This window comes from Pseudoalteromonas sp. DL2-H2.2 (genome assembly GCF_021532535.1).
Taxonomy (GTDB): domain Bacteria; phylum Pseudomonadota; class Gammaproteobacteria; order Enterobacterales; family Alteromonadaceae; genus Pseudoalteromonas; species Pseudoalteromonas rubra_A.
Genome location: NZ_JAKGBD010000021.1, coordinates 14,626 through 40,032 on the forward strand (window position 1 = coordinate 14,626; position 25,407 = coordinate 40,032).

Annotated in this window: 24 protein-coding genes; 8 read left to right on the forward strand and 16 right to left on the reverse strand. The window is 50.0% G+C overall.

What is annotated here, in order from left to right; translation table 11 throughout:
* The first annotated feature begins 146 nt into the window (after positions 1-146).
* Positions 147-2,204 (forward strand): S9 family peptidase, encoded by a 2,058-nt coding sequence (locus L1285_RS22155; RefSeq protein ID WP_328285080.1) that lies wholly within the window; start codon positions 147-149, stop codon positions 2,202-2,204.
* Between the two features lie 64 nt (positions 2,205-2,268).
* On the opposite strand, the gene L1285_RS22160 is transcribed toward L1285_RS22155, so the two are convergent.
* Positions 2,269-2,736: a Dps family protein gene (locus L1285_RS22160; protein ID WP_046005814.1), complete on the reverse strand. Its 468-nt coding sequence runs from the start codon at positions 2,734-2,736 to the stop codon at positions 2,269-2,271.
* 64 nt (positions 2,737-2,800) lie between these two features.
* Here L1285_RS22160 and L1285_RS23725 point away from each other — a divergent pair, with 64 nt between their 5' ends.
* Both L1285_RS23725 and L1285_RS22165 read left to right on the forward strand, forming a co-directional pair.
* Complete coding sequence (locus L1285_RS23725; RefSeq protein WP_268836287.1) at positions 2,801-2,923, forward strand: hypothetical protein; 123 nt, start codon at positions 2,801-2,803, stop codon at positions 2,921-2,923.
* Between the two features lie 280 nt (positions 2,924-3,203).
* A complete protein-coding gene (locus tag L1285_RS22165; RefSeq protein ID WP_010384994.1) occupies positions 3,204-3,413 on the forward strand; it encodes a hypothetical protein in 210 nt (69 codons plus the stop codon).
* Here the strand turns inward: L1285_RS22165 and L1285_RS22170 are convergent.
* Complete coding sequence (locus L1285_RS22170; RefSeq protein WP_235414365.1) at positions 3,407-4,012, reverse strand: PGAP1-like alpha/beta domain-containing protein; 606 nt, start codon at positions 4,010-4,012, stop codon at positions 3,407-3,409. The two genes, L1285_RS22165 and L1285_RS22170, sit on opposite strands and share 7 nt — an antisense overlap.
* A gap of 30 nt (positions 4,013-4,042) precedes the next feature.
* Positions 4,043-4,582 (reverse strand): YaeQ family protein, encoded by a 540-nt coding sequence (locus L1285_RS22175; RefSeq protein ID WP_125718461.1) that lies wholly within the window; start codon positions 4,580-4,582, stop codon positions 4,043-4,045.
* Positions 4,583-4,783: 201 nt separating this feature from the next.
* On the opposite strand from L1285_RS22175, the gene ylqF reads away from it, so the two are divergent.
* On the forward strand, positions 4,784-5,737 hold the full coding sequence (ylqF, locus tag L1285_RS22180) for a ribosome biogenesis GTPase YlqF (protein WP_235414366.1): 954 nt from the start codon (positions 4,784-4,786) through the stop codon (positions 5,735-5,737).
* Between the two features lie 1,091 nt (positions 5,738-6,828).
* Positions 6,829-7,209, forward strand: coding sequence for a hypothetical protein (locus tag L1285_RS22185; RefSeq protein ID WP_235414367.1), 381 nt, complete (start codon positions 6,829-6,831; stop codon positions 7,207-7,209).
* A gap of 9 nt (positions 7,210-7,218) precedes the next feature.
* Here L1285_RS22185 and L1285_RS22190 read toward each other — a convergent pair whose 3' ends face one another.
* Positions 7,219-8,100, reverse strand: a complete 882-nt coding sequence (locus L1285_RS22190) for a hypothetical protein (RefSeq protein ID WP_235414368.1) — start codon at positions 8,098-8,100, stop codon at positions 7,219-7,221.
* A gap of 128 nt (positions 8,101-8,228) precedes the next feature.
* On the opposite strand from L1285_RS22190, the gene L1285_RS22195 reads away from it, so the two are divergent.
* From L1285_RS22195 to L1285_RS22205, 3 genes are all read left to right on the forward strand, one after another.
* On the forward strand, positions 8,229-9,530 hold the full coding sequence (locus L1285_RS22195) for a GntP family permease (protein ID WP_235414369.1): 1,302 nt from the start codon (positions 8,229-8,231) through the stop codon (positions 9,528-9,530).
* Positions 9,531-9,839: 309 nt separating this feature from the next.
* A complete protein-coding gene (gene fusA / locus L1285_RS22200; RefSeq protein WP_138552300.1) occupies positions 9,840-11,927 on the forward strand; it encodes an elongation factor G in 2,088 nt (695 codons plus the stop codon).
* 257 nt (positions 11,928-12,184) lie between these two features.
* Entirely contained in the window at positions 12,185-12,607 is a 423-nt protein-coding gene (locus tag L1285_RS22205; protein ID WP_235414370.1) for a hypothetical protein, read from the forward strand.
* Positions 12,608-12,712: 105 nt separating this feature from the next.
* On the opposite strand, the gene L1285_RS22210 is transcribed toward L1285_RS22205, so the two are convergent.
* From L1285_RS22210 to L1285_RS22265, 12 genes are all read right to left on the reverse strand, one after another.
* Positions 12,713-15,457: an ExeM/NucH family extracellular endonuclease gene (locus L1285_RS22210; protein ID WP_235414371.1), complete on the reverse strand. Its 2,745-nt coding sequence runs from the start codon at positions 15,455-15,457 to the stop codon at positions 12,713-12,715.
* Between the two features lie 142 nt (positions 15,458-15,599).
* Positions 15,600-16,610: a porphobilinogen synthase gene (gene hemB / locus L1285_RS22215; protein ID WP_235414372.1), complete on the reverse strand. Its 1,011-nt coding sequence runs from the start codon at positions 16,608-16,610 to the stop codon at positions 15,600-15,602.
* Position 16,611: 1 nt separating this feature from the next.
* Positions 16,612-18,453, reverse strand: coding sequence for a sensor domain-containing diguanylate cyclase (locus tag L1285_RS22220; RefSeq protein WP_235414373.1), 1,842 nt, complete (start codon positions 18,451-18,453; stop codon positions 16,612-16,614).
* Positions 18,453-19,241: a TatD family hydrolase gene (locus L1285_RS22225; RefSeq protein WP_235414374.1), complete on the reverse strand. Its 789-nt coding sequence runs from the start codon at positions 19,239-19,241 to the stop codon at positions 18,453-18,455. Before L1285_RS22225 ends, L1285_RS22220 begins: the two co-directional genes overlap by 1 nt.
* Positions 19,242-19,733 carry a hypothetical protein gene (locus L1285_RS22230; RefSeq protein ID WP_235414375.1) on the reverse strand — a complete coding sequence of 164 codons (492 nt, stop codon included), beginning with the start codon at positions 19,731-19,733 and terminating at the stop codon, positions 19,242-19,244.
* Positions 19,726-20,472, reverse strand: a complete 747-nt coding sequence (tatC, locus tag L1285_RS22235; RefSeq protein ID WP_046005829.1) for a twin-arginine translocase subunit TatC — start codon at positions 20,470-20,472, stop codon at positions 19,726-19,728. The genes L1285_RS22230 and tatC overlap by 8 nt, the downstream gene beginning before the upstream one ends.
* Positions 20,473-20,490: 18 nt before the next feature.
* Positions 20,491-20,817, reverse strand: a complete 327-nt coding sequence (gene tatB / locus L1285_RS22240; protein WP_235414376.1) for a Sec-independent protein translocase protein TatB — start codon at positions 20,815-20,817, stop codon at positions 20,491-20,493.
* Positions 20,818-20,829: 12 nt separating this feature from the next.
* Positions 20,830-21,075 (reverse strand): Sec-independent protein translocase subunit TatA, encoded by a 246-nt coding sequence (gene tatA, locus L1285_RS22245; RefSeq protein WP_046005831.1) that lies wholly within the window; start codon positions 21,073-21,075, stop codon positions 20,830-20,832.
* Between the two features lie 60 nt (positions 21,076-21,135).
* Complete coding sequence (ubiB, locus tag L1285_RS22250; RefSeq protein WP_235414377.1) at positions 21,136-22,746, reverse strand: ubiquinone biosynthesis regulatory protein kinase UbiB; 1,611 nt, start codon at positions 22,744-22,746, stop codon at positions 21,136-21,138.
* 10 nt (positions 22,747-22,756) lie between these two features.
* Positions 22,757-23,374, reverse strand: coding sequence for a ubiquinone biosynthesis accessory factor UbiJ (locus L1285_RS22255; protein ID WP_235414378.1), 618 nt, complete (start codon positions 23,372-23,374; stop codon positions 22,757-22,759).
* A 22-nt stretch (positions 23,375-23,396) separates the two neighbouring features.
* On the reverse strand, positions 23,397-24,152 hold the full coding sequence (ubiE, locus tag L1285_RS22260; protein WP_046005834.1) for a bifunctional demethylmenaquinone methyltransferase/2-methoxy-6-polyprenyl-1,4-benzoquinol methylase UbiE: 756 nt from the start codon (positions 24,150-24,152) through the stop codon (positions 23,397-23,399).
* A gap of 141 nt (positions 24,153-24,293) precedes the next feature.
* Positions 24,294-25,301 carry a GGDEF domain-containing protein gene (locus tag L1285_RS22265; protein ID WP_235414391.1) on the reverse strand — a complete coding sequence of 336 codons (1,008 nt, stop codon included), beginning with the start codon at positions 25,299-25,301 and terminating at the stop codon, positions 24,294-24,296.
* Between the last annotated feature and the right edge of the window lie 106 nt (positions 25,302-25,407).

Sequence of the window (25,407 nt, forward strand, 5' to 3'; positions counted from 1 at the left end):
GCAACACGCTTGAAAGGCCAGCATTTGCTGGCCTTTTGCGTTTTACCCAGAACGTCTGCGCTGCTTGCGGTGAATTACATGACATCTCAGGCGTTTATTTGCTATGTTAGGGTCACAATGGTTTTTAACAAATTAGGAACACGTGAGTGACCAAAACGCTGACCCCGCCAGTGGCTAAGAAAGTGCCACACACCATGACACACCACCAACATCAAAGGACAGACAACTATTACTGGATGCGTGACGATAACCGTCAGGACGCCCAAATCCTGGATCATTTACACGCTGAGAATGCGTATTGCGAGGCGGTGATGAACGATCACAAAACCTTGCAGGACCAGTTATTTGAAGAAATGAAAGGGCGCATTGTTAAAGATGACAGCACGGTGCCGGTGAAAGACGGGCGTTTTTGGTATATGAGCGAGGTCAGTGGCGACGACGAATATGCACGTCACTATCGGGGCTGTGATGAGGCCATGAGTGACAAGCAGTTACTGCTGGATGTCAACCAATTGGCCGAGGCATACGAGTTCTTTGAACTCGGTGATATGGCAGTCAGCCCCAACGATAATTTGCTTGCCTATAGTGAAGATATCGACGGCCGCCGCATTTATACGGTGCGCTTTAAAGACTTGCAAAGCGGCGAGATGCTGCCAGATGTACTGACTGAAACCGAAGGGGAAGTGGTCTGGGCTAACGACAGCAAAACCGTGTTTTATGTCCGTAAAGACCTGCAAACCCTGCTGGGTTATCAGGTGTATCGTCATGTTCTGGGCACACCACAAAGTGATGATCAGCTGGTCTATGAAGAGCAGGATCGCCAGTTTTACATGGGCCTGGGTAAGAGTCGCGATGAAAGCGAGATTTATATTCATCTGGCTGCGACCGAAACCACCGACATTCTGGCGCTATCGGCTGATGAGCCACTGGGTGAATTTACGCCTTTACTGGCGCGTACACCGGGCCATGAGTATGGACTGGATAAGCTGGGCAAGTACTACTATCTGGTATCGAACCGCGAAGCGAAAAATTTCCGCCTGTTACGCGCCACCAAAGAGACACTGAGTGAACCTGAGCAGTGGGAAGAGCTAATTGCACACCGTGAGCACGTGCTGCTTGAAGGCATGGAGTTGTTCCACAGTCATTATGTGGTCACAGAGCGAGAGCTTGGCCAGATCCGCTTTGTGGTGCACGACTACAGCGGGAGCAGTTATCAGCTTAAATTCGACGATGCCTGCTTCTATGCCGGATTAGGCTATAACCCCGAGCCCGAAGCCGAGACCGTTCGAATTTATTATTCAAGCCTGACCACGCCAAGCAGCATTTATGACTTTACCCTGGTCGGGGGCAAGAAGACCCTGAAGAAGCAGCAACGCGTGCTGGGTGAATTTAATTCGGAGCATTATGCGTCTGAGCGTTTACACATCCGTGTGCGTGATGGCGTTGAGGTGCCAGTGTCTCTGGTTTATCGCAAAGATAGGTTTAATAAAGACGGCACCAACCCCTTGTTGCAGTATGGCTACGGCGCGTACGGGATCACCATAGATCCGAACTTCTCAAGCAACACGCTGAGCCTGCTGGACCGCGGTTTTGTGTATGCAATAGCCCATATTCGTGGCTCCGAAATGCTTGGCCGTCACTGGTATGAGCATGGCAAAAAAGCGCATAAGCAAAACAGCTTTAACGACTTTGAAGACGTCACCCGTGCTCTGGTGGAGCAGGGCTATGGCGCAGCGGATAAGATTTTTGCTTCGGGCGGCAGTGCCGGTGGCCTGCTGATGGGCGCGGTGGTAAACCAGGCACCTGAGTTATATCGTGGTATTGGTTGTCATGTGCCCTTTTTGGATGTGCTGACCACTATGCTGGATGAAAGCATTCCGCTGACCACCAACGAATACGACGAGTGGGGCAACCCTAATGAAGAGGCGGATTATCACACCATCCTGGCGTACTCGCCTTATGACAATCTGCGTGCAGCAGATTATCCCAATATTCTGGTCACAACCGGGCTGCATGATTCTCAGGTGCAGTACTGGGAGCCGATGAAATGGGTGGCCAAATTGCGAGAGTTAAAAACAGACAGTAACCTGCTGTTGTTTAAAACCGATATGGATGCCGGTCATGGTGGTGCGTCAGGTCGCTTTAAGAGTCTGCACGAAAAGGCGCTGGAAATGGCCTTCTTTATTGGCTTGCTTGAGGGCTAATACGAAAGCAGTCACCGGTTGAAGGGCTTCAACCGGTGACTGTGTTAGTTACTTGTGATTTATATTAAGCGAGATAAGCTTTTAGCATCCACACCAGCTTTTCCTGCTCTTTGATGTAATCGCTCATCATCGCGGCAGTACCTTCGTCGCTGGCATCGCCGGCCTGTTCCAGAATGTCGCGCTGCATTTTAATTAACGTTGTAAAGCCATCCAGCAAACTTCTTACAGCTTCCTGACCATCGCTGATCCCTTTGGCTTCATTGATCTTACTGTGCTCCAGGTAATCGCTGAAGGCGTGTAAAGGGGTGCCTTCAATGGTCAGAATACGTTCTGCAATTTCATCAACCTGAAGTAACAGCTGGTTGTAAATCTCTTCAAACTTAACGTGTAACTCGAAAAAGTTACGGCCCTTGATGTTCCAGTGCACACTGCGGGCGTTCATGTATTGGATCTGGTAACTACTTAACAGGGTATTGAGGTTGCTTACTAATGCCTGACTTTTCTGACTGTCTAATCCAATGCTGTTGCTCATCGTTTACTCCTGTACTGTGGTTAAAAAAGAAGACGCGTGTTAGGGCGTCTGATTGATTGTTAGTGTGGCTAAAAACGCGGCAGATGCCAAATGGGAAAAGTCGATTGCAGACATCGACATTATTGAAGGCGGTGCTGCACTGACCGCGCCACACTGTGAGGGAAAAGCTTATACAACAGCGGCTTAATCCAGACTTAATGATGCTTAAAGTTTGCCACTTTGCCACTCGAAACGATAACAACGCACACTAAGTTGATCTACCTCAAATGGCAATTGGGTTGCTTTTTCGCCGCTGTGGCACTTTGATTTAGGTCAAAATTTCCCCGTATCAGAGGCGCATAATGAACTCAGCAGGCACAAGGTGTGAACGCAATGCCAGGGTATAACAGCGCACATCTGAGCCATTTATTTAGGTGTTTATTTAGGCGTGTCAGCACAAAAACGGTGCCGCACCCAAGGAGCGTATCATGCAAGGTAAAACCCCTTCTCAACATAAATCCGAAATCGCTGTGGTTGTTATCGCATTATTGACCTTTGTGGTTGGCCTGGTCGGTCACCTGGCTGGTGCCAGCTATGCAAACTCAGATGCATTTGGCTATATTGCTGCACCGATCCCACTGATTGTAGGGATCATTGCACTGGTGGCTTACAAAATTGCGGCTAACGGCGATCACTGATCGCGCTTGAGCACCTCAACGATGTAATCGAGTACGGTGCGGGAATAAATCAAGGTGGTATGGCTGAGGCGAAAGATTTTGTGCTCGGCCATGCCCTGTAGTTTGGTTTCATCCAGCAGCACAGTGCCATCTGAGCGGCTGCCCTTTTTTAGCAGCGGCATCAGCCCAATCGGCAGATCGCCGGCAATGCTGTAGAGCTTGGCTTTAAACGGCCAGTTTTGTTGCTGGCTCAGCAGATATTCCACGCTGTTTTTGAGCAGCATATCAAAGCCGCGGTCATGCATATGTTTGGCAATATAACTGCCTTTGTGCGGGGTGCCCAGAGTGATCACTTTGCTGATGGTGGTGCTGGCCTCTGAGCTGTGGGTGAGGTAATCCCGGGCCACCAGGCCACCCATAGAGTGACACACCAGCGCGGCCTCATGATCTGCAACAAAGGCATCGATTTGCTCAAAAATAGTGTGTCTGTCGGGTGTCAGCGTGTTGTAGCTGAGGTTGAGGATCTCAAAGCCAAGCTTTTCCAGCCGCTCGCACAGCGGGCGCATGACAAATCCTGACATATACAATCCATGTAATACAACAACTCTGGTTACTGCCATTGTGGCCTCCTCTTATACACCCGGGTGAGCTTATCCCTGCAAAGTTTCGGGGATAAGATGCACGCTGTGTTGCTCATCACTGAACCAAATCTCGCCGTCCTGTACCGTGACTGTCAATGCCATAGTACGGGTTAACATCTCTGCCATCACGCTGGTTGCGCTATAAGGCAGGCTGATGACTTTGAGGTTGGTATACTGGCGCAGCGTGTTTTGGTTCTTTTGCCACCAGGGGCCCTGATTGTTCTCACCATAGGTATAAAGTACCACTTGTTTGGCGCGGTTGCTGGCTTTTTTTAGCCATTTTTCTTCCGGTAGGCCAACGCTGAGCCACAGCTCGATTTCATCACTGTAATTTTTCAGCCAGATATCCGGCTCATCTTCGACGCATAAACCTTTACTGAAGCTGAGTCCGTCCTGATATTCCAGCGCAAATGCCAGTAGCCGCACCATCACGCGTTGGGCGTTTTCCGAGGGGTGTTGCGCCAGTGTGACACTGATGTCCTGATATACATGACGGTCCATATCGCTGAGCGAAAGGTTGGCCTTTAAAATAGTTGCTTTGAGTGCCATTGCCTGTCCAAGTTAGCAAAAACGCCATTATATCGGTAAACAGTGAGTTTGTGCGGGGAAAGTGAGGGTATCTTTGATCCCCCAATATCCACGTTTATAGTACACTATGCGTTATTCATGTGTCGTGTGGCCGGGCAAAGTCGATAGTGTGTGCCCTGGTCGTTGAGTCAGACACAGCCAGATTTAATAAGGTAAAAAACGATGAGCAGAACAGGTATCCAGTGGTTTCCCGGACATATGAACAAGGCGCGCAATGAGATCAAAGAGATCATGCCGCAGATGGATGTGATTATTGAGGTACTGGACGCCCGCATTCCTTACAGCAGTGAAAATCCCATGGTAGCACAGCTGCGTGGCGACAAGCCGGTCATCAAAATTCTCAACAAAGCCGACTTGGCCGATCCGGAACTGACTCAGGCCTGGATGGAGTATTTTGAGCGTGAAGACGGGGTGAAAACCCTGGCGTTTGGTCATGACAAAGGCAATGAAGTGCAGCGGATCAATGCCTTGTGTAAAAAGCTGGCACCGCAAAAGGTCGGTCAGGATAAGCAGCTTAAAGCCATGATCATGGGCATTCCCAATGTTGGCAAATCGACGCTGATCAATATTCTGGCAGGAAGAATTGTCGCGAAAACGGGCAATGAACCGGCTGTGACTAAGGCCCAGCAACGCATTAAGCTTGAAGACGGCATTATGCTGTACGATACGCCGGGTATGTTATGGCCTAAGGTTGAAAACGAAAATTCGGGCTATCGCCTGGCTGCCACCGGTGCCATTCGTGATACTGCCATTAACTATGAAGAAGTGGCCAGTTATACCGCCGAATACCTGTTGCAGGCGTATCCTCAGCTGTTACAGGCGCGCTATAAAATTGACGAGCTGCCTGAGTGCGACTGGACCTTTATTGAGATGGCCGGACGCAAGCGTGGCTGTATTCGCGGCGGCAATCAGGTCGATACGCACAAGATGTCGGAGATCCTGATCAACGAACTGCGCGATGCCGTGATTGGCCGTATCACCATGGAAACCCCGCAAATGCGCGATGAGGAAGAAGAAATGGTGGCACAACTGCGCCAGGCGGCTGAAGCAAAGAAAGCAGCCAAAGAGGAAGAAAAACGCCAGCGTCGCGCCCGTGCGCGTAAAAACCGCCGTTAAGTTTTGCTATGCGTAAAAATCAGGCATAAAAAAAGCCCGGGGCAGGGCTTTTTGATTTCATATCTACCGTCACCGATATGAGCAATGTAGCAAGTAAAATGTGAGTTGGTTGCCGGTAAGCCACATCAAGGGGCGTTAATGCTTTTCACCTGCAACCAGAGCTTTTTGCGTAAGCAACACGTACTTCTGAGTCGAGAAACAAATTAAGTACTAAAACAAAATGAGCCGTCAATCTCGTTTTGTTGATAATGATTATCAGTTAGATCCATTCAGGTGTCAACACCTATTTGAAATTAATTCTCATTTACATATTGGGGTGTGTTTACACGCCTGGACGGTGAATTTCAGGCATAAAAAAAGCCCCGTGCAGGGCTTTTTGTGTTCATATCTACCGTCACCGATATGAGCAATGTAGCAAGTAAAATAGTAAGTTGGTTGCCAGTATCATGCATTAAGGGGCGTTAATACCAGACACCCGCAACCTGTGCTGTTATCGTGCGCATCACGTGTTTCAGGGTCGAGAAACAAACTTAGTACCGTCACAAAGTGAGCCGTCAATCTCGCTTTGTTGAGATTGATTATCAGTTAGATCTTTGTGCCTGTCAATCCATTTTTGAAAATAATTCTCATTTAGTTTAAATCCCACTGATCAAGCCAGGATCTGCTGATGCAACACAGTGAGCAGGCTTGTAGCTTAGACGCGTGTATTGGAGGTGTCATAACACTATTTCAGTCACCTGGGTGAGTTTGGCTTGGGAATGGATCAGTATTCAGAAATGAAAAAAGCCCTGAGGAGGGCTTTTTTATTTCATATCTACCGTCACCGATATGAGCAATGTAGCAAGTAAACTATAAGGCGGTTGTTGAGTTACACCAAGGGGCGTCAATGTAACTCAGTAACAACCAGTGCTGTTATCGTGCGCAACACGCGTTTCAGGGTCGAGAAACAATTAGAGTAACAAAATGCACCGTCGAGTCACTTTGTTGAGATTGATTATCAATTAGATTGGCGGGTCTGTCAAATACTTTTTGAAAATAATTCTCATTACGGTGTTGTGTGGAGTTGCGCTGTATGATCTTATGAAGGGTGCGTGTCGAATTTTAAAGCCGCCCGGCTGTTGCTTGAGACCGATGTGTCACTCGAGGAGTGGGTGTCCTTTGATCTGAATATCTTTGATTTGCTGGTTGTGTCTGCGACCTCTGGTTCTGGTTCGGCGCTCCCGCTACAGGCCTGCAACTATGAAGCAACGGCGGGTACGTGTTTGATGAACGAGAACTTTGAATTTACTACGCTCAGCCCAACGTCCTTTTCGGTAACCTATGAAGCTAACTGGAATGATGCGGATCAGCGCGAGGATGAACAGGCACTGCACCGGTTTACCCACAGGAATGGGTATCATTGTAAAGAGCTGGCAGACACTATGGCGTCGCACGTACGAGTGACACTAACGTGCGAACATCAGGGTTTATAACAAGCTGGTTTATTGATGTGCTTGCAGCCAGTAGTAGTAATCAGTAGCATCGTGAATATCGACGCGCTGCTGCGCGGCTTCAAGCTCGGTAATGACGCGGTGAAAATGCGCCGGGTTCTGCCAGGTCGTGCTGACATCCACGGCCAGTCTTACCGAAAATGTGGGCGAGGCCAGTGCACGCTCCATCGCGGTCGCATTCAATATAGAAGCGCTGTTATCCCGCTCGTAAGCCATTATTGAGATGCCATCCAATACCTCACTCAGCGCCGCAAAAAAGGCCGCGCCCTGATCTGGCCAGTCGATTTTATTTGAGCTGTCATACCAGGTGGGAATGTCCGCGTATAGTTTTACCCGGGTCATGTCCTGCTCGTCCAGCAAAGTTCGGATTGCCTGAAATGTAGCAATGAGTTGCCACAACAGAGCCTGGCGCGACTGGGCTGTGCCTTGCTTCCACTCATTAAGCGCATGGGGCTCAATATCCAGGTGCAGTGCAGCAAATTCAGCATCTGGCGCCGCACTGTGCTGATAGTCGATAAAACGGGTTTGTAACTTGCCCAACATCTTGTCGTGATTGGACGGGAAAACCCAGGTATTTTGCGCCATCAGGTAGTGCGACTGAATGCCTTGCGCTGCCAGTGTCTGGTTCCACTGTGCGACCGCCTGGGGTTGTGTCTGCGTATATTGTCCGTAAGAGCCATAAACATCAGATATCGCCTGTTGCTGCAACAAATCAATCAGCGTTTGCTGGGTTGACTGAGTAGTGACCATGGCCGTTGCGCCCAGCGGATCGCCGCCTTTTTTCCATAGCCAGGTTGCGCGTTCAACTGCCTGAGCACAAACGCTTGTTGTAAGCATCAGTATTGTGGCGAGAAAAATGTGGCCTTTAGACATTGTTAGACTCCTTATTGAGTGTTTTATCGCTGACAGGTGTGCCAGACATATTCCATGGTGGATACTCGATCCCAGTGCCAAATTGCCGTATAACTAACATTAAATAACAAAAAATAAACAGGATATTTATGCTGAGTTTGCTTGGCTTAATCGGTGCACTGGCACTGCTGATTGGCCTGACCCTGCGCGGGGTCAACTTGTTTATCGCAGCGCCTGTGTGCGCACTGATTGTCGCGCTGACGAGTGATATTGCTATTTTTAACGCCGCCACAGGCCAACCCTTTGTGTCTCTTTATATGGCCGGATTTGCCGGATTTTTGCAAGCCTGGTTTTTAATGTTTCTGTTGGGCTCTCTGTTTGGCAAGTTTATGGAAGACAGCGGGGCGGCTGATGCCATTGCGCATTATGTGATTGGCAAAATTGGCATGAAATACGCGGTGCTGGCCGTGGTGCTGGCTTGTGCATTGCTGACCTACGGGGGCGTCAGTGTGTTTATTGTCGCCTTTTCTGTTTATCCCATGGCTTTGAGTTTGTTTAAGGATGCCAATCTGCCCCGACGCTTTATTCCGGCGGTGCTGGCATTTGGCTCTGTGACCTTTACCATGACCTCGGCAGGCTCGCCCGAAATACAAAACTGGATCCCCATCAAATATCTGGGCACCTCGCCGTATGCCGCCTGGCAGGAGAGCCTGGTGGTGGCCCTATTTATGGCGGGACTGGGCTACTTCTTACTGAGCTGGATGATCCGCCGGGCAGTGGCCAACGGCGAGTGCTTTGTGGCGCGAGATAACGACCCGGAACAAGTCCAGCGCGCTTTGCCGCACCCGATCACCGGCTTGTTGCCCTTGCTGGTGGTGCTGATTTTGTCATTTACCTTGCACAGCACACTTCAACAAAACGCCTTGATAGTTGCCTTATTGGGCGGGGTGCTGACGATTTTGGCAATTAATTTTAAGCACTTTCATAATCTCTCTCAGGCGGTCAATTTAGGTACTACCGGGGCTTTGGTGGCAATCGGGAACACAGCTGCGGTAGTCGGATTCGGTGCGGTGGCCAAAGGCACGCCGGCGTTTAATGAGGCCGTTGCTTTGATGACCAGCATTCCCGGCAACGAACTGCTCGGTGCTGCGATTGCGGTGAGTGTGATTGCGGCACTGACGGGGTCGGCGTCGGGCGGACAGGCCATCGCGTTACCCCTGGTCGCACCGCATTATCTGGATTTGGGTGTGGATGCCAGCCAGCTTCACCGGGTTGTGGCGATCAGCTCCGGCGCGCTGGATACTTTGCCGCACAATGGTTATGTCGTGACCACGGTGCGGGCAATCTGTGGAGAGAAACATCAGGATGCCTACTGGCCTTTGGCGGTACTGACCGTGTGTGTGCCCTTGTTGGGCGTTGCGCTGATCCTCGGGCTATTTATCTGGTTTTAACCGGCCCCAAGTGCCAGTGACGGTGTAAGGAAGTGGCGCTGTCAGCTGGCACCTTTTTAGCTGTTCAGGCTAGCTGAATTGGCAAACTTGCCGGGCGAGGAATGGGCTTTTGCTGCCTGTAAAAAGGGGGACACCCTTTACCTGGCGGCGTTTTGCGCCCCCTAAAGACGGCCTTAGCAAAATACATTCCACTATAAACCACTTTTTTCTCAAATTGATTGCATTTTAGACGACGTGAAGGATGATGTTCGCCTAAAGAGGTGATATACTCCCGCCGAATAATTTTTCTACTTTAAATAGAGTAAAACAATGGCAGATTTATCGAAATACAGAAACATTGGTATTTTCGCGCACGTTGATGCGGGTAAAACTACCACCACTGAGCGTATTCTAAAGCTTACTGGTAAAATCCACAAAACGGGTGAAGTACATGACGGTGAGTCTACTACTGACTTCATGGAGCAGGAAGCTGAGCGTGGTATTACAATCCAATCAGCAGCGGTAACTTGTGAGTGGAAAGGCCACCGTTTAAACGTTATCGATACTCCTGGACACGTTGACTTCACAGTTGAAGTATATCGTTCACTGAAAGTACTAGACGGTGGTATCGGTGTATTCTGTGGATCTGGCGGTGTTGAGCCTCAGTCAGAGACTAACTGGCGTTATGCGAACGAGTCAGAAGTTGCTCGTGTAATCTTCGTAAACAAGCTGGACCGTATGGGTGCAGACTTCTACCGCGTAGTTGGTCAGGTTGAGAAAGTACTTGCTGCTAACCCGCTGGTTATGACTCTGCCTATCGGTATCGAAGACGAGTTCTGTGGTGTTGTAGACGTACTTGAAAAGAAAGCGTACGTTTGGGACGAAACGGGTCTTCCAGAAAACTACGAAATCAAAGACGTTCCAGCAGACATGGTTGACAAAGTTGAAGAATACCATGAAATGCTGATCGAAACTGCGGTTGAGCAAGACGACGACCTGATGGAAGCGTACATGGAAGGTGAAATGCCTTCTCTTGAACAGATCAAAGCATGTATCCGTAAAGGTACTCGTGAGCTGGCGTTCTTCCCAACTTACTGTGGTTCTGCGTTCAAAAACAAAGGTATGCAGCTGGTACTAGACGCGGTTGTAGATTACCTACCTGCGCCTACAGAAGTTGACCCTCAGCCTCTGACTGACAAAGAAACAGGTGAGCCTACTGGTGAAGTAGCAACTGTTTCTGCTGATGAGCCGCTTAAAGCGCTTGCGTTTAAGATCATGGATGACCGTTTCGGCGCCCTGACCTTTATCCGTATCTACTCTGGTCGCATGAAAAAAGGTGACACAGTACTTAACTCTGCAACTGGTAAAACAGAGCGTATCGGCCGTATGGTTGAGATGCAGGCAGACGAGCGTAACGAACTGACTGAAGCACAAGCGGGTGACATCATCGCGGTTGTGGGCATGAAGAACGTTCAAACTGGTCACACTCTGTGTGATCCTAAGCACGAATGTACACTTGAAGCGATGATCTTCCCTGATCCGGTAATCTCTATCGCGGTAGCACCTAAAGATAAAGGTGGTAACGAGAAGATGGGTATCGCGATTGGTAAGATGGTTGCAGAAGATCCGTCATTCCAGGTTGAGACTGACGAAGATTCAGGCGAAACCATCCTGAAAGGTATGGGTGAGCTTCACCTTGACATCAAAGTTGACATCCTTAAGCGTACTTACGGTGTTGAACTAATCGTTGGTCAGCCTCAGGTTGCTTACCGTGAAACTATCACGCAAGAAGTTGAAGATAGCTACACGCACAAGAAACAGTCTGGTGGTTCTGGTCAGTTCGGTAAGATCGACTACCGCATCAAGCCTGGTGAGCCTAACTCTGGCTACACTTTCTCATCTTCAGTTGTTGGTGGTAACGTTCCTAAGGAATTCTGGCCAGCAGTTGAGAAAGGCTTCAAGATGATGATGGACGAAGGTGTTCTGGCTGGCTTCCCAGTACTAGACGTTGAAGTTGAGCTGTTCGACGGTGGTTTCCACGCAGTTGACTCATCAGCAATCGCGTTCGAAATCGCAGCGAAAGGCGCATTCCGTCAGTCAATCCCTAAAGCGGGTCCTCAGCTTCTTGAGCCTGTGATGAAGGTTGACGTGTTCACACCAGAAGACAACGTAGGTGACGTAATCGGTGACCTTAACCGTCGTCGTGGTATGATCAAAGACCAGGAAGCTGGCGCAACTGGCGTACGTATCAAGGGTGAAGTACCACTATCTGAAATGTTCGGATACATTGGTCACCTGCGTACTATCACGTCTGGTCGTGGTCAGTTCTCAATGGAATTCTCTCACTATGCACCTTGCCCGGCAAACGTTGCTGACGCAGTAATCGCAGCTGAGAAAGAGAAAAAAGCAGCTAAGTAATTAGTTGACTGATTTTTTGAAAAAAGGCCGCATTCGCGGCCTTTTTTAATGCCTTTAATTTCTTTCGTAATCTTTATTGGGTTGTTTTTGGGTAAAAAATATAAATAAATTCATGTGGCCACTAACTCACCAGCCTGCGCCCTCGACTATTGCTAAAAATTACATAAACGGACTTGATTTAGGGACTTTGCAACTTTATCATTAGCGCTCAGAGTCAGTCGGCTCTGCTAAACATTGAGTAAAATTGGGAGGTACTCATGAGAACCATAGATTTGGATATCAGCTGGTTTGCCGTCTTAGCCACCGTGTGTGGTATTTCGCTGTGTTATGTGATGATGAATTTCGTGGCCCTGAATGATGTTGCCTCATCACTGATGGTTCTGTCGCTGGCGAGTGTTGGCTTGATAGTGTTACTGACACTCACCAACAAGCGATTTGTACATATTGATAAAGCAGGAATTTGTTATCGCACATGGGTAAAAATACGCTATGTGCACGCAGACGAAATATCGTCACTGGAGCTACAGAAGTTAGGCCCGTTGCGGTGTTTAAAGGTCACGCTTAAGAACAGCCGCAGGTTATCCTTTCCGTATTGGTCTATTGATGATGCTGAGCTAAGTCGAGCTGCTCAGATATTATCAGTGCCGATATCAGAAAAAAGCCGTCATGCAAGCGCCTGATGGTATATCTATTCACCGAGTGAATAGGTATTAAACTGAGAGCAAACAAAAAATGCGCCGAACGGCGCATTTTTTTACCTGGCTTAACGCCACTTATCCGGTGCGTTATTTACGACGGCGTAGTAGTGCCAGAGGTGCGGCGAATAATGCCAGCCAGCCAAAGCTGCCCGAGTCATCATCACCATCGTTGTCATCGCCTCGTTTGACGTCCGTCACATTGACGACAACCTGCACTTGCTCTGACAGATTGCCAGCACTGTCCTGTGCCTGAACCATAAACTCGATACGGTTGTCGAATTCATAATCCAGTTCACCTGCAACAACAACCTGGCCTGCTTCGTTGACTGCAATCATATTTGTGCCCGTCACGATAAAGCGCTCAACCGGTGTGACATCCGCATCAGCATCGGAGAAATCAAGCATGCCAATAATAGTATTGAGCTGCGTATTCTCTGCTACCGTAAAGTGTTGACCGGCTTCAATCACGGGACGTGGGTCAACCGGCGGCTCAGCTGCAACCGTTTTGATTTCTACAATCACAGGATCGTGGTCAGAAGCACGATAGGTGTGGCCGGCATACAGTCCTTCTGGCTTGGCGTGCTTCCTGTCGTAATCCTGATAGAGATTATAGTCCAGTAATCGTGGTTCATCAGCGTTGATGTGCCAGTCTGTCGCATCGGTGACTTTAGTCAACAGTGACGCAGAAGCCACTGCATGATCCAGGCTACCCATACGACCTGAGAAATTATAAGAATAGCTAACTGTATTGCCATCCAAGTGCGTCATGACATTGCTAAGGCCTTTGGCTTCAAGCGCGCGCATTGGGTCTTCCATTGCATAGGCATTCATATCACCTACCAGAATAACGTCTTTATCGTCGTTACCTGTTGGGTTGGTTGCCAGCCAGTCGGCGAACGCGTTGGCACCTTGAGTACGAACGGCATTCCAACAGGCCTGGCCATCGCCTTGATCTGCATTGTCGTCTTTAGAGCTGCGGCAGCCTTTTGACTTAAGGTGAGCGACGGCAACAGTGAACTCTTCGTGATTGTCTAGCTTGCGGAAGCTTTGCGCAATAGGAGGACGGTTATAGTAATCAAACGGCGCTTCAGTAGTAAAGGCTGCCTCACCCGCTTCTTCAACCGTATCAGTGCGATACATGATACCTGTTACGATAACATCGCCACCCACTTTCGGTGCTTTGAAGTCCACGTATGCATAAGTATAAGCCGACTCGGCGTTTACAGCTGCGACGAGTGATGCAATGGCACTGTGCTCACCGTAGCCGTCATTTTCAATTTCCATCAGGCCGATCACGTCTGCATCCAGAGCTGTAATTGCAGATACCAGTTTGTCTTCCTGGCGTGCGAACTCTTCAGCTGTTTTTGCGCCGCGCTCTGTTGGGAAACCAGCACCCTGACCATCACCATTGAAGTAGTTCAGTACGTTAAAGCTGGCAATACGCAGGTCACCTTCGCCTTTTAACTCAGGCTTTTCTGCACGTTCATTACTGCTGATGAATGCCGGTGCCTGAGTTGGGTGTAGTCGATACTTACTAAAGCTATAGGTAATCACACCTTCCAGGTTGCTTACTGTGTCACCTAACCGGAGGGTATTGTAGGCATCAAGTGTCGTGCTTGGGTATGGTACTGTTGTCGGATATTGGACGGTTGAACCATCATCCATTTGCAGGAATTTTTTCGCGTTCTCAGCTTCGTATTTATTAGCAGCTTCACCGGGCAGTGCGACTTGTGTGCCTTGATACAAGCGCTCTGTTGCCAGGCCAATCTCGCCATAGCGACCCAAGTTGTAGGTGTCAGCGACGACCATGTTGTTAGACAGGCTAACCAGCATGCCTTCAACCGCTTCCAGATCGCTAACTTCATTGACTGGCAGAGTCAGCATTTGTGCCTGAACATCGGCGCTGCCGCAGACCTCAAGCTGGGTGACATTGCCAAGCTGAGTTGCGTTATAGAACTCCTGGACTGTGCCCTGAACACGGACCTGATCGCCCACCTTTACGTCGACATCTTTATAATAAACAAACAGACCTTCTGAGGTCATGTTGTCTTCGTCCATATCGGCTGCTAGTGACTGAACAAAGAAACCTTTAAGCTGGTTATCTTCTTGCAGGTCGGCCGTGACAACGGCTTCTATCGTGACGATTTGGTCTTTCAGCGGGCTTTCATCAGTGCTGCCCTGAATTGCGTTGATGGCTGTGGCAGCTTCACCACACACGAGCGGTTCTGGCTTGTCGCCATCATCACCGCCATCGTCACCACCACCGGTGTCGCCACTGTGGCTGCCCAGGCCACTGAAATCGTCTTTATCGAATTGGGTCCATTCTGCGCTCGGATCAAAGACAGCATCAATCGTTGTGCGACCGGTTGTGATGTCGAGGTTACGACGCAGTGTTTTGTCTTTGGTTGTTACGCCATTGCTGGTATAGGCACCGCCATCAGGGTGGAAACCAAACTGGCCAAAACTGTCCAGTACTGTCTCGCCATTGCGTAATACGATTACATCATCGCCATTGAACCAGCTACCGCTATTGAGTAATTGAGCCGCGTCTTGTAAAACGCCATCGGCGTTATCGTCTGCGACTACATAAGTCTGACCAGCAGCGAGTTCTCCATTCAACTCAATAGTATTCGTTGCTTTGGTATCACCATTGTTATAGAAGGTGAGTGTGTAACCGCTCAATGAGATGGTGCTTTCTGAAGTATTGAATAACTCCACTGCCTTGTTGTTAGAGCCGCCTTCAACGTACTCTGACATGATGACCTGCGCCTGCACAGGGGCAGTTGCTGCGGCCACAAGGAGCGCCAGTGGAGTGAATTTTGTTTTTATCATTGGTTTTTTCCCGTGTGTAGTTTAAACCCAAATGGGTACATAAGCTTACGGGGGGTATGTTACACAAAAATGACACGATGTTAATCAGAAAAATGCAAAAAAGGAGCAATTTATTGCTCCTTTTTTAATAATTACCTATTAATTATTTATCATTCAACCAGATAGCGGCTTGCTTTGCGAAATAGGTTAAAATACCATCGGCGCCGGCACGTTTAAAAGCGAGTAATGACTCCATAATGGTCGGTTGTTCTGCCAGCCAGCCGTTGTCAATGGCGGCTTTGTGCATGGCATATTCACCACTGACCTGGTAAGCAAAGGTCGGCACACCGAACTCATCTTTAACGCGACGCACCACATCCAGATAGGGCATGCCCGGCTTGACCATCACCATATCGGCGCCTTCCTGAAGGTCTAGTGCGACTTCGCGCAATGCTTCATCTGAGTTAGCCGGATCCATCTGATAGGTCTTCTTGTCAGCCCCTTTAAGGTTGCCTGCTGAGCCGACCGCGTCACGGAATGGGCCATAATAGGTGGAGGCATACTTGGCAGAGTAGGCCATGATGCGGGTATGAATGTGTCCGGCTTCTTCCAGTGCATCACGAATAGCACCAATGCGTCCATCCATCATATCAGATGGTGCGACAATATCAGCGCCTGCGTCGGCATGAGACAAGGCCTGCTTAACCAGTATCTCAGTTGTGATGTCATTGATGACATAGCCTTCATCATCAATGATGCCATCCTGACCATGAGTCGTGAACGGATCCAGTGCCACATCGGTGATCACACCCAGTTCCGGACATTCACTCTTAAGCGCACGGACAGTGCGTTGTGCCAGTCCTTCCGGGTTGTAGGCTTCTTCTGCATGCAAGGATTTTTTGTCGCCAGGGGTCACCGGAAAAATTGCAATGGCAGGTACGCCCAGTGCCACCAGTTCTTTGGCTTCTTCCACCAACAGGTCGATCGACAGGCGCTCGATGCCTGGCATAGAAGGGATGGCCTCTTTGCGGTTCTTGCCTTCCAGTACGAACACCGGATAGATCAGATCGTTTACCGTCAGTGTGTTTTCACACATCATGCGGCGGGAAAAGTCGTCTTTGCGCATACGGCGCATACGCGTATAGGGAAAAAGATCCAGTCCTGACTGAGCCACGTTAAGTCTCCTGCTTAGGTTGGTAAATACAGATCCGATTACGGCCTTGTTGTTTGGCCATGTACAAGCCCTTGTCAGCCATATCGGTGAATAATGTGGGGTTACTCGTATCTTGTGCGATGGCGCTATACACCCCCGCACTGGTGGTAAATTTTATCTGATGACCGGCTACTTTCAGTTCGTGTGCTTCCGTGTCCTGGCGGATCTGCTCGGCCAGCTCCAGCGCGCCATCTTCTGAGGTATTGGGCAGCAGGATCACAAACTCTTCACCACCATAACGAAATACCTCGTCGAGCGGTCGCTTCAGGTGCTGCTCTATCAGTCGCGCAAAGGCACAAATGGTGTGGTCGCCAGCCAGGTGCCCGTAGTTGTCGTTGACCTTTTTGAAAAAGTCGATGTCCAGCATGATCAGGCTCAGTGTGGTTTGCTCTCTGCGTGAGCGACGTACTTCCATCATCAGGCGCTTGTCAAAGTAACGACGGTTCTTCACTTTGGTCATCGGGTCTTCCATGTTGAGCTTCTCCAGCTCATGGTTTTTCTCTTCCAGCTCCCTGAGGGTGACCTGTAGCTCAAAAGTGCGCTCGTCAATGCTGTTTTCCAGCTCCTGCTGGGCCTGCTCCTGGAGCTTGAGTTTTTCTTTCAGCAAGGCATCTTCTGCCTGCGTACGAGCGAGTTTATGCTGTTGTGTTTTAATGTGCTTTTCGCGCTCAAGGATAAACTGGCGGGTTAGCACAAAGCTGATGTAGAGGCTCAGGATCAGATAGCAGATATAAGTCACCGGGCGGTCCAGTTGTGCGCCGCCAAACACACCCAGTTCAAAACCAAGTTGGTAGCTCAGCGTCACCAGCATGATGACATAGATCAGCAAGGCGGTAGCTTTGGTTGTGCGGCGATAGCGGCTGCGCAAGGTGCAGATGATGTAACCCAGTACCAGGGTTAATGCCATGCTGTAGGCGGCAAAGGTTGCCAGCGTGACTGGCAGTAGCACACTGAGCAAGGTCAGAGTCAGGCCCACTATCAACAATTGGCTGAGCTTGCGGTTATGTTTTGCCGCAACCAGATTGGGCAATGCTTTACTGCGCTGAATGGGGATCAGGGCCAGCGTTGAGCACATCACCAGCAGGCTTTGTCCATATTGCTGTAACCACACACTGGAGCCATACAGATAACGATAACCAAAGCCATATAAATGCACAATAAGCAGCCAGAAGAGGCCAATTATGAGCGTGCCATGCAAAAAGTAACGCCGGCGGGTAAAGCTGTAGAGGGTAAAGTTAATGGCGATCATGGCCAGAATAAACCCGGCCAGAATACCGTAGACTAGATTAAATTTACTTTTGTATTTGAGATATTCAATTGGGTGCCAGAGGCTCAGCGGTGCGTTCAGCGTACCATGGTGGCTGACTTGCAAATAGACCTGGCTGTCACTGTGAGCGGGTAATTCCAGCGGAATCAGTTGCGCCTCATGCTTGATGGGGCGTTGCAGCAGCGGCAGGGCATCACCAAGTGCCAGAGTTAAAAAAGACGCGTCATCATGGCGAATGTAGGCGGTGATCTTGTCCAGTAAGTTGTTATCAATACTGAGTAGCAGCGGCACTTCAATGGGACCCGGATTATGCAAGGATACGCGGAGCCAGGCCTGGGTATTCGCGGGTGGTTTTAACGCCTGGCGCTGACCTGGTTGCCACTGCGGGTCGCTGGCCAGTAGCGCCTGGATAGTGTCGGCCTCGCTGAAGGTATACTGATAAGTCAGCGACTGGTGCTGCTTAAACTCAGCGGATACCTCCAGTGCCTGAGCGACACCAGATAAGCACAGCAGAAGCAGCACCGTGCGCCACAGCATTAGCCGGTTTTCTCCGAGCCTAAGAATAGGGCATTAAAGTTCTCGGTGGTTTGCCGGGCCAGCTGTGCCAGGGGGATATTTTTAAGTTCGGCAACATGACGCGCGATCTCTGGCAGATAAGCAGGTTCATTGCGACGAGACTTAGGTTTGGGCTTAAGTGTTCTGGGCAGTAAAAAAGGCGCATCGGTTTCCAGCAGGATCCGATCTTCGGGAATATAGCGTACCAGCTCCCGTAAGGTTTCACCCCGGCGCTCGTCACAGAGCCAGCCGGTCAGGCCAATCATCAGGCCATAATCCAGATAATAGCGTAATGCACGCTTATCTCCGGTAAAGCAATGTAAAACGCCTCGCAGCGAAAACTCATCCAGCATGGCGCTGAGCGTATCAAAGGCTTCACGTTCATGCAGATAGACTGGCATATCCAGTTCCTGCGCCAGTTCCAGCTGAACGCCACAGATCAGTTGCTGTATTGGGCGGGGTGAGTAGTCGCGATTAAAGTCGAGCCCGCACTCGCCAATAGCAACCACTTCATCCTGCTCGGCCAGATTGCGCATTTGCGCAATAAAATCCTCTGGTACATCTTTGGCATCATGAGGATGCACGCCTGCGGTGGCGTATTGTTGATGCTGCCTTGCCAGTGCCAGACTTTGCTCGCTGGTCAGCAAATCGCAGCCAATCAACAACATAGACTCAACGCCCTGGTCGGCGGCGCGGCTCAGGATGACTTCGCGGTCGGTATCGAACTGGGTGCTGGTCAGGTTAACGCCAGCATCAATGAGGCCTGCCATTTATTTTTGTCGCTTAACGCGAGTCGCGCGATTGCTGCCCACTTTCCTCATCAGGAAGGAGCTCAAAGCAGCGCGGCTGATGACGACTTCATCCCCAGAACGCAATCGAAGCGACTCTGCACCGGTTTGTTTCCAGACTTGGCCGTTGTCTAACGTCACGGTGACTTTCCCAAGTGGTGATTTACTCACTTTGGTAATACGTCCTTCCAGTTCGTTATTGTTTTCTGCAATCTTGGGAATATGCTCCAGGCCGAAGTCGTTTTGAGTGTTGGCTGCAACAGCCGGAGCCGGTGCATCAGCAGGTTTACTTTTAAGGCTGCTTGCTTGGGGCGCCTGACCCGCCATTACTTGATCAAAGCACCCCAGTCGTTTTAAGTCATTCTCAACCATAGTGCATGCTTTGAGCGCTTGCTCATTCAACGGGGCTGCGTGACTTTGCACAGCAGTAAATGTGCCCAGGGCGACCACTAGGGTCTTAAGTAAGTTATTCATTATTGTTATCCTGAGGGGTCGGTGTACGTGAATACAGTTTGGCCAGTAACAGGCCAAGTTCAAACAACAGTGCCATGGGGACCGCCAGCAGTGTTTGCGATAACACATCTGGCGGGGTTAAAAACATAGCGACTACAAATACCCCCACGACGATATAGGGGCGCTTTTGTGCCAGGCTCTCGGTGGTTGTGACGCCACTCCAGCACAGCAACATAATGGCGACCGGAATTTCAAACGCGACGCCAAAGGCAAAAAACAGCTTTAAAATGAATCCCAAATAACTACTGATGTCCGGTGAAAGGGTCATCATATCGGGGCCTACGGCGGTAAAAAAGCCGAGTATGATGGGCATCACGACAAAATAGCAAAAGGCGATCCCGCCGTAAAACAGCAGGATACTGGACAGCAGGATGGGCATCAGCATACGTTTTTCGTGCTGATACAAGCCGGGCGCCAGGAATCCCCAGATCTGATGCAGGATCATGGGCACTGCCAGAAACAGCGACACAAAAAGCGTCAGTTTAAAGGGGGCAAAAAACGGGGCCGTGACATCTGTGGCTATCATAGTGCTGTTTGCAGGCAGGCTCTCAACCAGAGGTGCAGCTACAAACGCGTAGATATCATTGGCAAAATAGACCAAAGAAACGAAGATGACTAAGATACTCAGCAATGCCTTGATCAGGCGGTTTCTCAGCTCAATAAGGTGGCCAATAAAGCCACTGTTTGTCATATCTGACATGCAAAAACTCGTAAACGGTTAGTTTTGAGAGGATGGATCTTTATCGTTTTTCGACGCATCTGGAGACTTGCTATAGCTGTGGCGCACAGACTCTGCCGCGCGTTGCAACTCTTCAACCGACTGCTTGAGGCCCGGAGAAATATTATCCAGGCCCTGCTCTTCGGCTTTTTTCAGGTTGCTATGCAACTCGTGGACTCTCAGTTCTTCGCTCACTTCCGCTTTGACGGAGTTCGCAACCGATTTGACCGTGTTGATCCAACGGCTGACCGTTCTGATTGCAACCGGCAGGCGCTCTGGCCCAAGTACCACCAGGCCAACGATCAACACTACGACGAGTTCCCACATCCCCATGTCAGATCACACCTTGTCTTTTTCTTTTTCGCTGGTTGTTTTAGCTTGTGCAGCCTGATCAGTCAGCTGTTCTTTGCTATCCGTTTTATCCGACTTTTTTTCTTCTTCGTCTTCAGAAACTGCGTTCTTAAAGCCCTTTACCGCATTGCCCAAGTCACTGCCAATACCACGCAGTTTTTTCGTCCCGAATAAAAGCACGATAATGGCCAGAATGATAAGCAACTGCCAAATACTGATACCACCAAAACCCATGTCTACTCCATTTAATGTGTTATTGAATTAAGAAAGATTATACGCCGAGTGTGTAAAATATCACCCTGTTTTGCGCCATGCTTTAATAAATATTGCAATTGCCAGTGTTGCGCAGACGCTGCTGGCCAGTTGGCGTTCGTCAATAAAGCATAAACCGGCCACGATAGTAAGCGCTGCGGCGGCGATACCAAGCAGTAATGCACGTGTATCTGTGGGGCGTTGCTGCGTAACGGGGGGCCCCTGGCGCTGGCTGCGTTTTAAATTCTGATAAATCAGATCGGGCAGCTCGGGCATTTTTTCGGCCCAAAACGGCAAATTGGTATAGAGCTTTTTTGCTACTGCCAGCGGCCCGACTTGATCCTGCACCCATTTTTCTAAAAAGGGTTTTGCGGTTTTCCACAGATCCAGTTGCGGATAAAGTTGTCTGCCCAGGCCTTCAACATACAACAGGGTTTTCTGTAACAGCACCAGCTGGGGTTGTACTTCCATGTTAAAGCGCCGTGCGGTATTGAACAGATTGACCAGTACGTGACCGAACGAAATCTCGGCCAGCGGCTTATTAAAGATAGGCTCGCACACCGTGCGAATGGCAAATTCGAACTCCTCGACACAAGTGTCCGCCGGCACCCAACCAGAGTCAACGTGTAGCTGAGCAACCTGGCGATAATCCCGGTTGAAAAAGGCGATGAAGTTTTCTGCCAGATAGCGTTTGTCTTCGCGGTTCAACGTGCCCACAATGCCGCAGTCAATACCAATGTACTGGGGATTGTGAGGGTTTTCGCGCGACACAAAAATATTGCCCGGATGCATGTCGGCATGAAAAAAGCTGTCACGAAATACCTGGGTAAAGAACACTTCAACACCGCGCTCAGCCAGCACTTTCATGTTGGTGCCCTGCGCCAGCAGCGCTTCGGTATCCGACACCGGAATGCCGTAAATGCGCTCCATAACCAGCACATTGCGCCTTGAATAATCGCTGTATACTTCTGGAATATACAAAGAGGCCGAGCCTTCAAAATTGCGTCTTAGCTGGATGGCATTGGCCGCTTCACGCATTAAATCGAGCTCATCGAGCAGCGTTTTACGGTACTCCCACACCACTTCGACCGGGCGCAGGCGACGTCCGGCACTGATGAGGCCTGCCAGCAGACGGGCAAAGCGTTCCATCAAAGACAAGTCTGCCAGGATCTGTTTCTCGATATTGGGCCGAATGACTTTAACGACCACTTCTCTAAGCTGATCGTCGACCAGCAGCTTGGCGCAGTGCACCTGAGCAATGGAGGCTGAAGCCAGCGGGGTTTGCTCAAATTCGACAAAGCAGTCGTCGATGCTGTCCAGTCCCAGTGCTTTTTCTATCAGCGCCTGCGCCTGCTCGCCGGGAAACGGTGCCACTTTATCCTGCAGCAGGGCGAGTTCTTCAGCAATATCCGGCGGCAGCAGGTCGCGGCGTGTGGACAACATCTGACCAAACTTGATCCACACCGGTCCCAAGGTTTGCAATGCCAGTCTGAGCCGTGCACCAAGGGGTTTGTCGCGATGCTGGTTGGGCAGCCAGAACAGGCTGCGCCTTATCGCCCGGGCATACCAGGGTTGTTTTTGCCTGGGGAGCAGATCATCCAGACCATAATTAAGAAACGTTTTACCGATTTGATACAGACGAGCGATGGACAAATCCAGCTCCTTATAATTCGCTGAGTGCGTTGATGCGTTGTTCCAGGGCGGCAAGTTGTTGTGCCAGCTGTCGCGTATGAGTTTTGAACTGGCGCACTTCCAGTGGATGAACGGCGACGTTCAGTTCGTCCTGACACAGTTGTGTGACCGTGCGCTTGAGTATATTTAGGTGGCTGGCACCACGTTGTTTGGTCTGTTTGCATTGCGCGACCAGCAGCTGAGCAGGGGCATCGCCAAGATGATTGGACAGGTGCTCGGCCCAGTCGATATTCAGGCCTGCAAAGGCTTTACTGTAACTTTGGGCCAGCTGTAAATCCCCTTCCAGGTCCAGTTTTTCTTCCCGGATCAGGCGCGTAAGCTGACTGGGGTCGGAGAGTTCCTGGAGCGTCGATAAGGTCGTGGTAATGTGGCAGTCGGCCTGATCCTGGTAGTTTCCGTAAACGAAACAGCGTGCTTTGCCCTGCTGTTCGCCGACATAATGCAGCGCGCAGCACAGCTCAAGATCGGTCAGGGTGACCGCCAGCGTTTTATGCTGTGTGGCAGCCAGCTGAACAGCCAGAGCCGGTTCTTTGTTCAGCAGCTGTTCCAGTGCACTTTCAGCAACGGCTGTGAGCAGCGTGATCCACATACGGTTTCCCTTGTCTTTGCAATTAGAATTTAAAGCCCCGGTGCAGTGCCACGATGCCGCCGGTCAGATTCTGGTAGCTTGCCTGTTCAAATCCGGCTTCTTCCATCATTGACTTCAGCGTTTCCTGATCCGGGTGCATACGGATTGACTCCGCCAGGTAACGATAAGATTCACTGTCGTTGGCAACCAGCTTGCCCATGGTTGGCAAAATGTTGAACGAGTAAAAGTCGTAGAGTTTAGACAGTGCTTCGTTGTCGGTTTTTGAAAATTCCAGTACCAACAAACGGCCACCGGGCTTCAGTACCCGGTACATAGAGCGCAGCGCTTTGTCTTTGTCGGTGACGTTACGCAGGCCAAAAGCAATGGTGATCACATCCAGGCTGTTGTCCGGGAAGGGCAGGGCTTCGGCATTCATTTGCACATATTCGATATTGCCAACTCGGCCCAGATCGCGCAGTTTGTCGCGGCCAACCCGGAGCATAGAGTCGTTGATATCGCCCAGAATAACCTGGCCTGATTCACCCACGAGTTCACTGAACTTCGCGGTCAGGTCACCCGTGCCACCGGCCAGATCCAGGACTTTATGGCCCTGTCGGACACCTGAGCAGGCAATGGTCTGACGCTTCCAAAGGCGATGGATCCCGAATGACATCAGGTCATTCATCACATCATATTTTGCAGCCACGGAGTGGAAAACGTCGGCCACCATGGAGGCCTTTTCCTGAGTTGCTACTGTTTTATAGCCAAAATGAGTGGTGTCGCGATTTGCTTCTTTCATGTGTGTTGTTTGTGCCGGATCTGGGTGTCAATAGTGTACTTGATAGCACTCAGTGAGCGCAATCGGTGTCAGCAATTTAAGCAGATTAATCAACAGGCCATGATAGAGCGAACCACAGTATAGCGGTGCTCAGTGGCAACCTTAATTCGGTGCAGAAATATAAAAATTCTGACCCAGTGACTGGGCTTTTTTAGCGGCGAACGCGGCGCGCTGAGCCAGGGTATTAAAGTCATGCTCAGGTTGATGCTGGGCAATGCCAATGGCCAGGTCGATGTCAGGAAAAGAGACATCGCCCTTGGCACTGACAAATTTCAGGCGGCTTACGCCGGTGCGGATCTTGTCTGCCACGACCTGGGCCGTGTCGGCTTCACAGTCGGCCAGTATAATGGTGAACTCCTGTCTGCCCGTGCGCCCTGGCAAGCCGCTGTGTAGTACGTATTTTTTAATTCTTTTTGCCACCCGTTGCAGTACGGTTTCACCGACCACCTCGCCAAAGTCCTGGCTAAAGGCATCGAGATTTTCGACCAACACCGAAATGGCGCAGATGGACTTGTCCTGAGTCAGCCATAGCTGGGTTTTGTGGCCCAGATAATGGCGCTTATAAAGTCCGGTTTGCGGGTCTAAAATGCGTTGCTTGCGAAGCAAAAGTAGTTGCTTTTGCTGCTTTTCATGTAGCTCACGGGCCTTGCGCAGGGCGTTTTTAAACTGCTGGTGCTGCTTAAGCAATTGATCAGTATGGACACTCAGGTCGCTCAGAGCCGCCCGGGTTTTGACCACATTGTGCTCATCCAGATTATGAATACAGTGACTTACCTGCCTGGCAAAGCCGATCAGGCTCTGCTGGGATTGCTGCGCCGAGTCATTGAGATGATCTATCATGCCGCCGACTTGCTGAACCAGTGCCGCTTCGGTCTGATGTTCTTTTTGCAGAAACTCGTAATACAGCTGCTCGATATAGATGCTGTCGATACTGACGCGATTGCGCAGGTCACGGTCCAGGCGCTCATTCAGCTCGCGGTGGGTCTGACTGATATAGACATAGCCAATGTGATAATTCAGTGGGGTAGGCGGCAGCTGATTCTGTTCCAGAAACTGACAAACTTTAGTCATTTTTTCTTGTGCTATTGCCATGGGATCATGGAACATCATTTTATTTACCACAATAATCAGTTGCTGTTGTACATCTCTTAGCGCGCCCGATATGGCACTTACCACGCTGCCGCTACATTAATCGCTCTCCTGGGTTTTGCAAAGC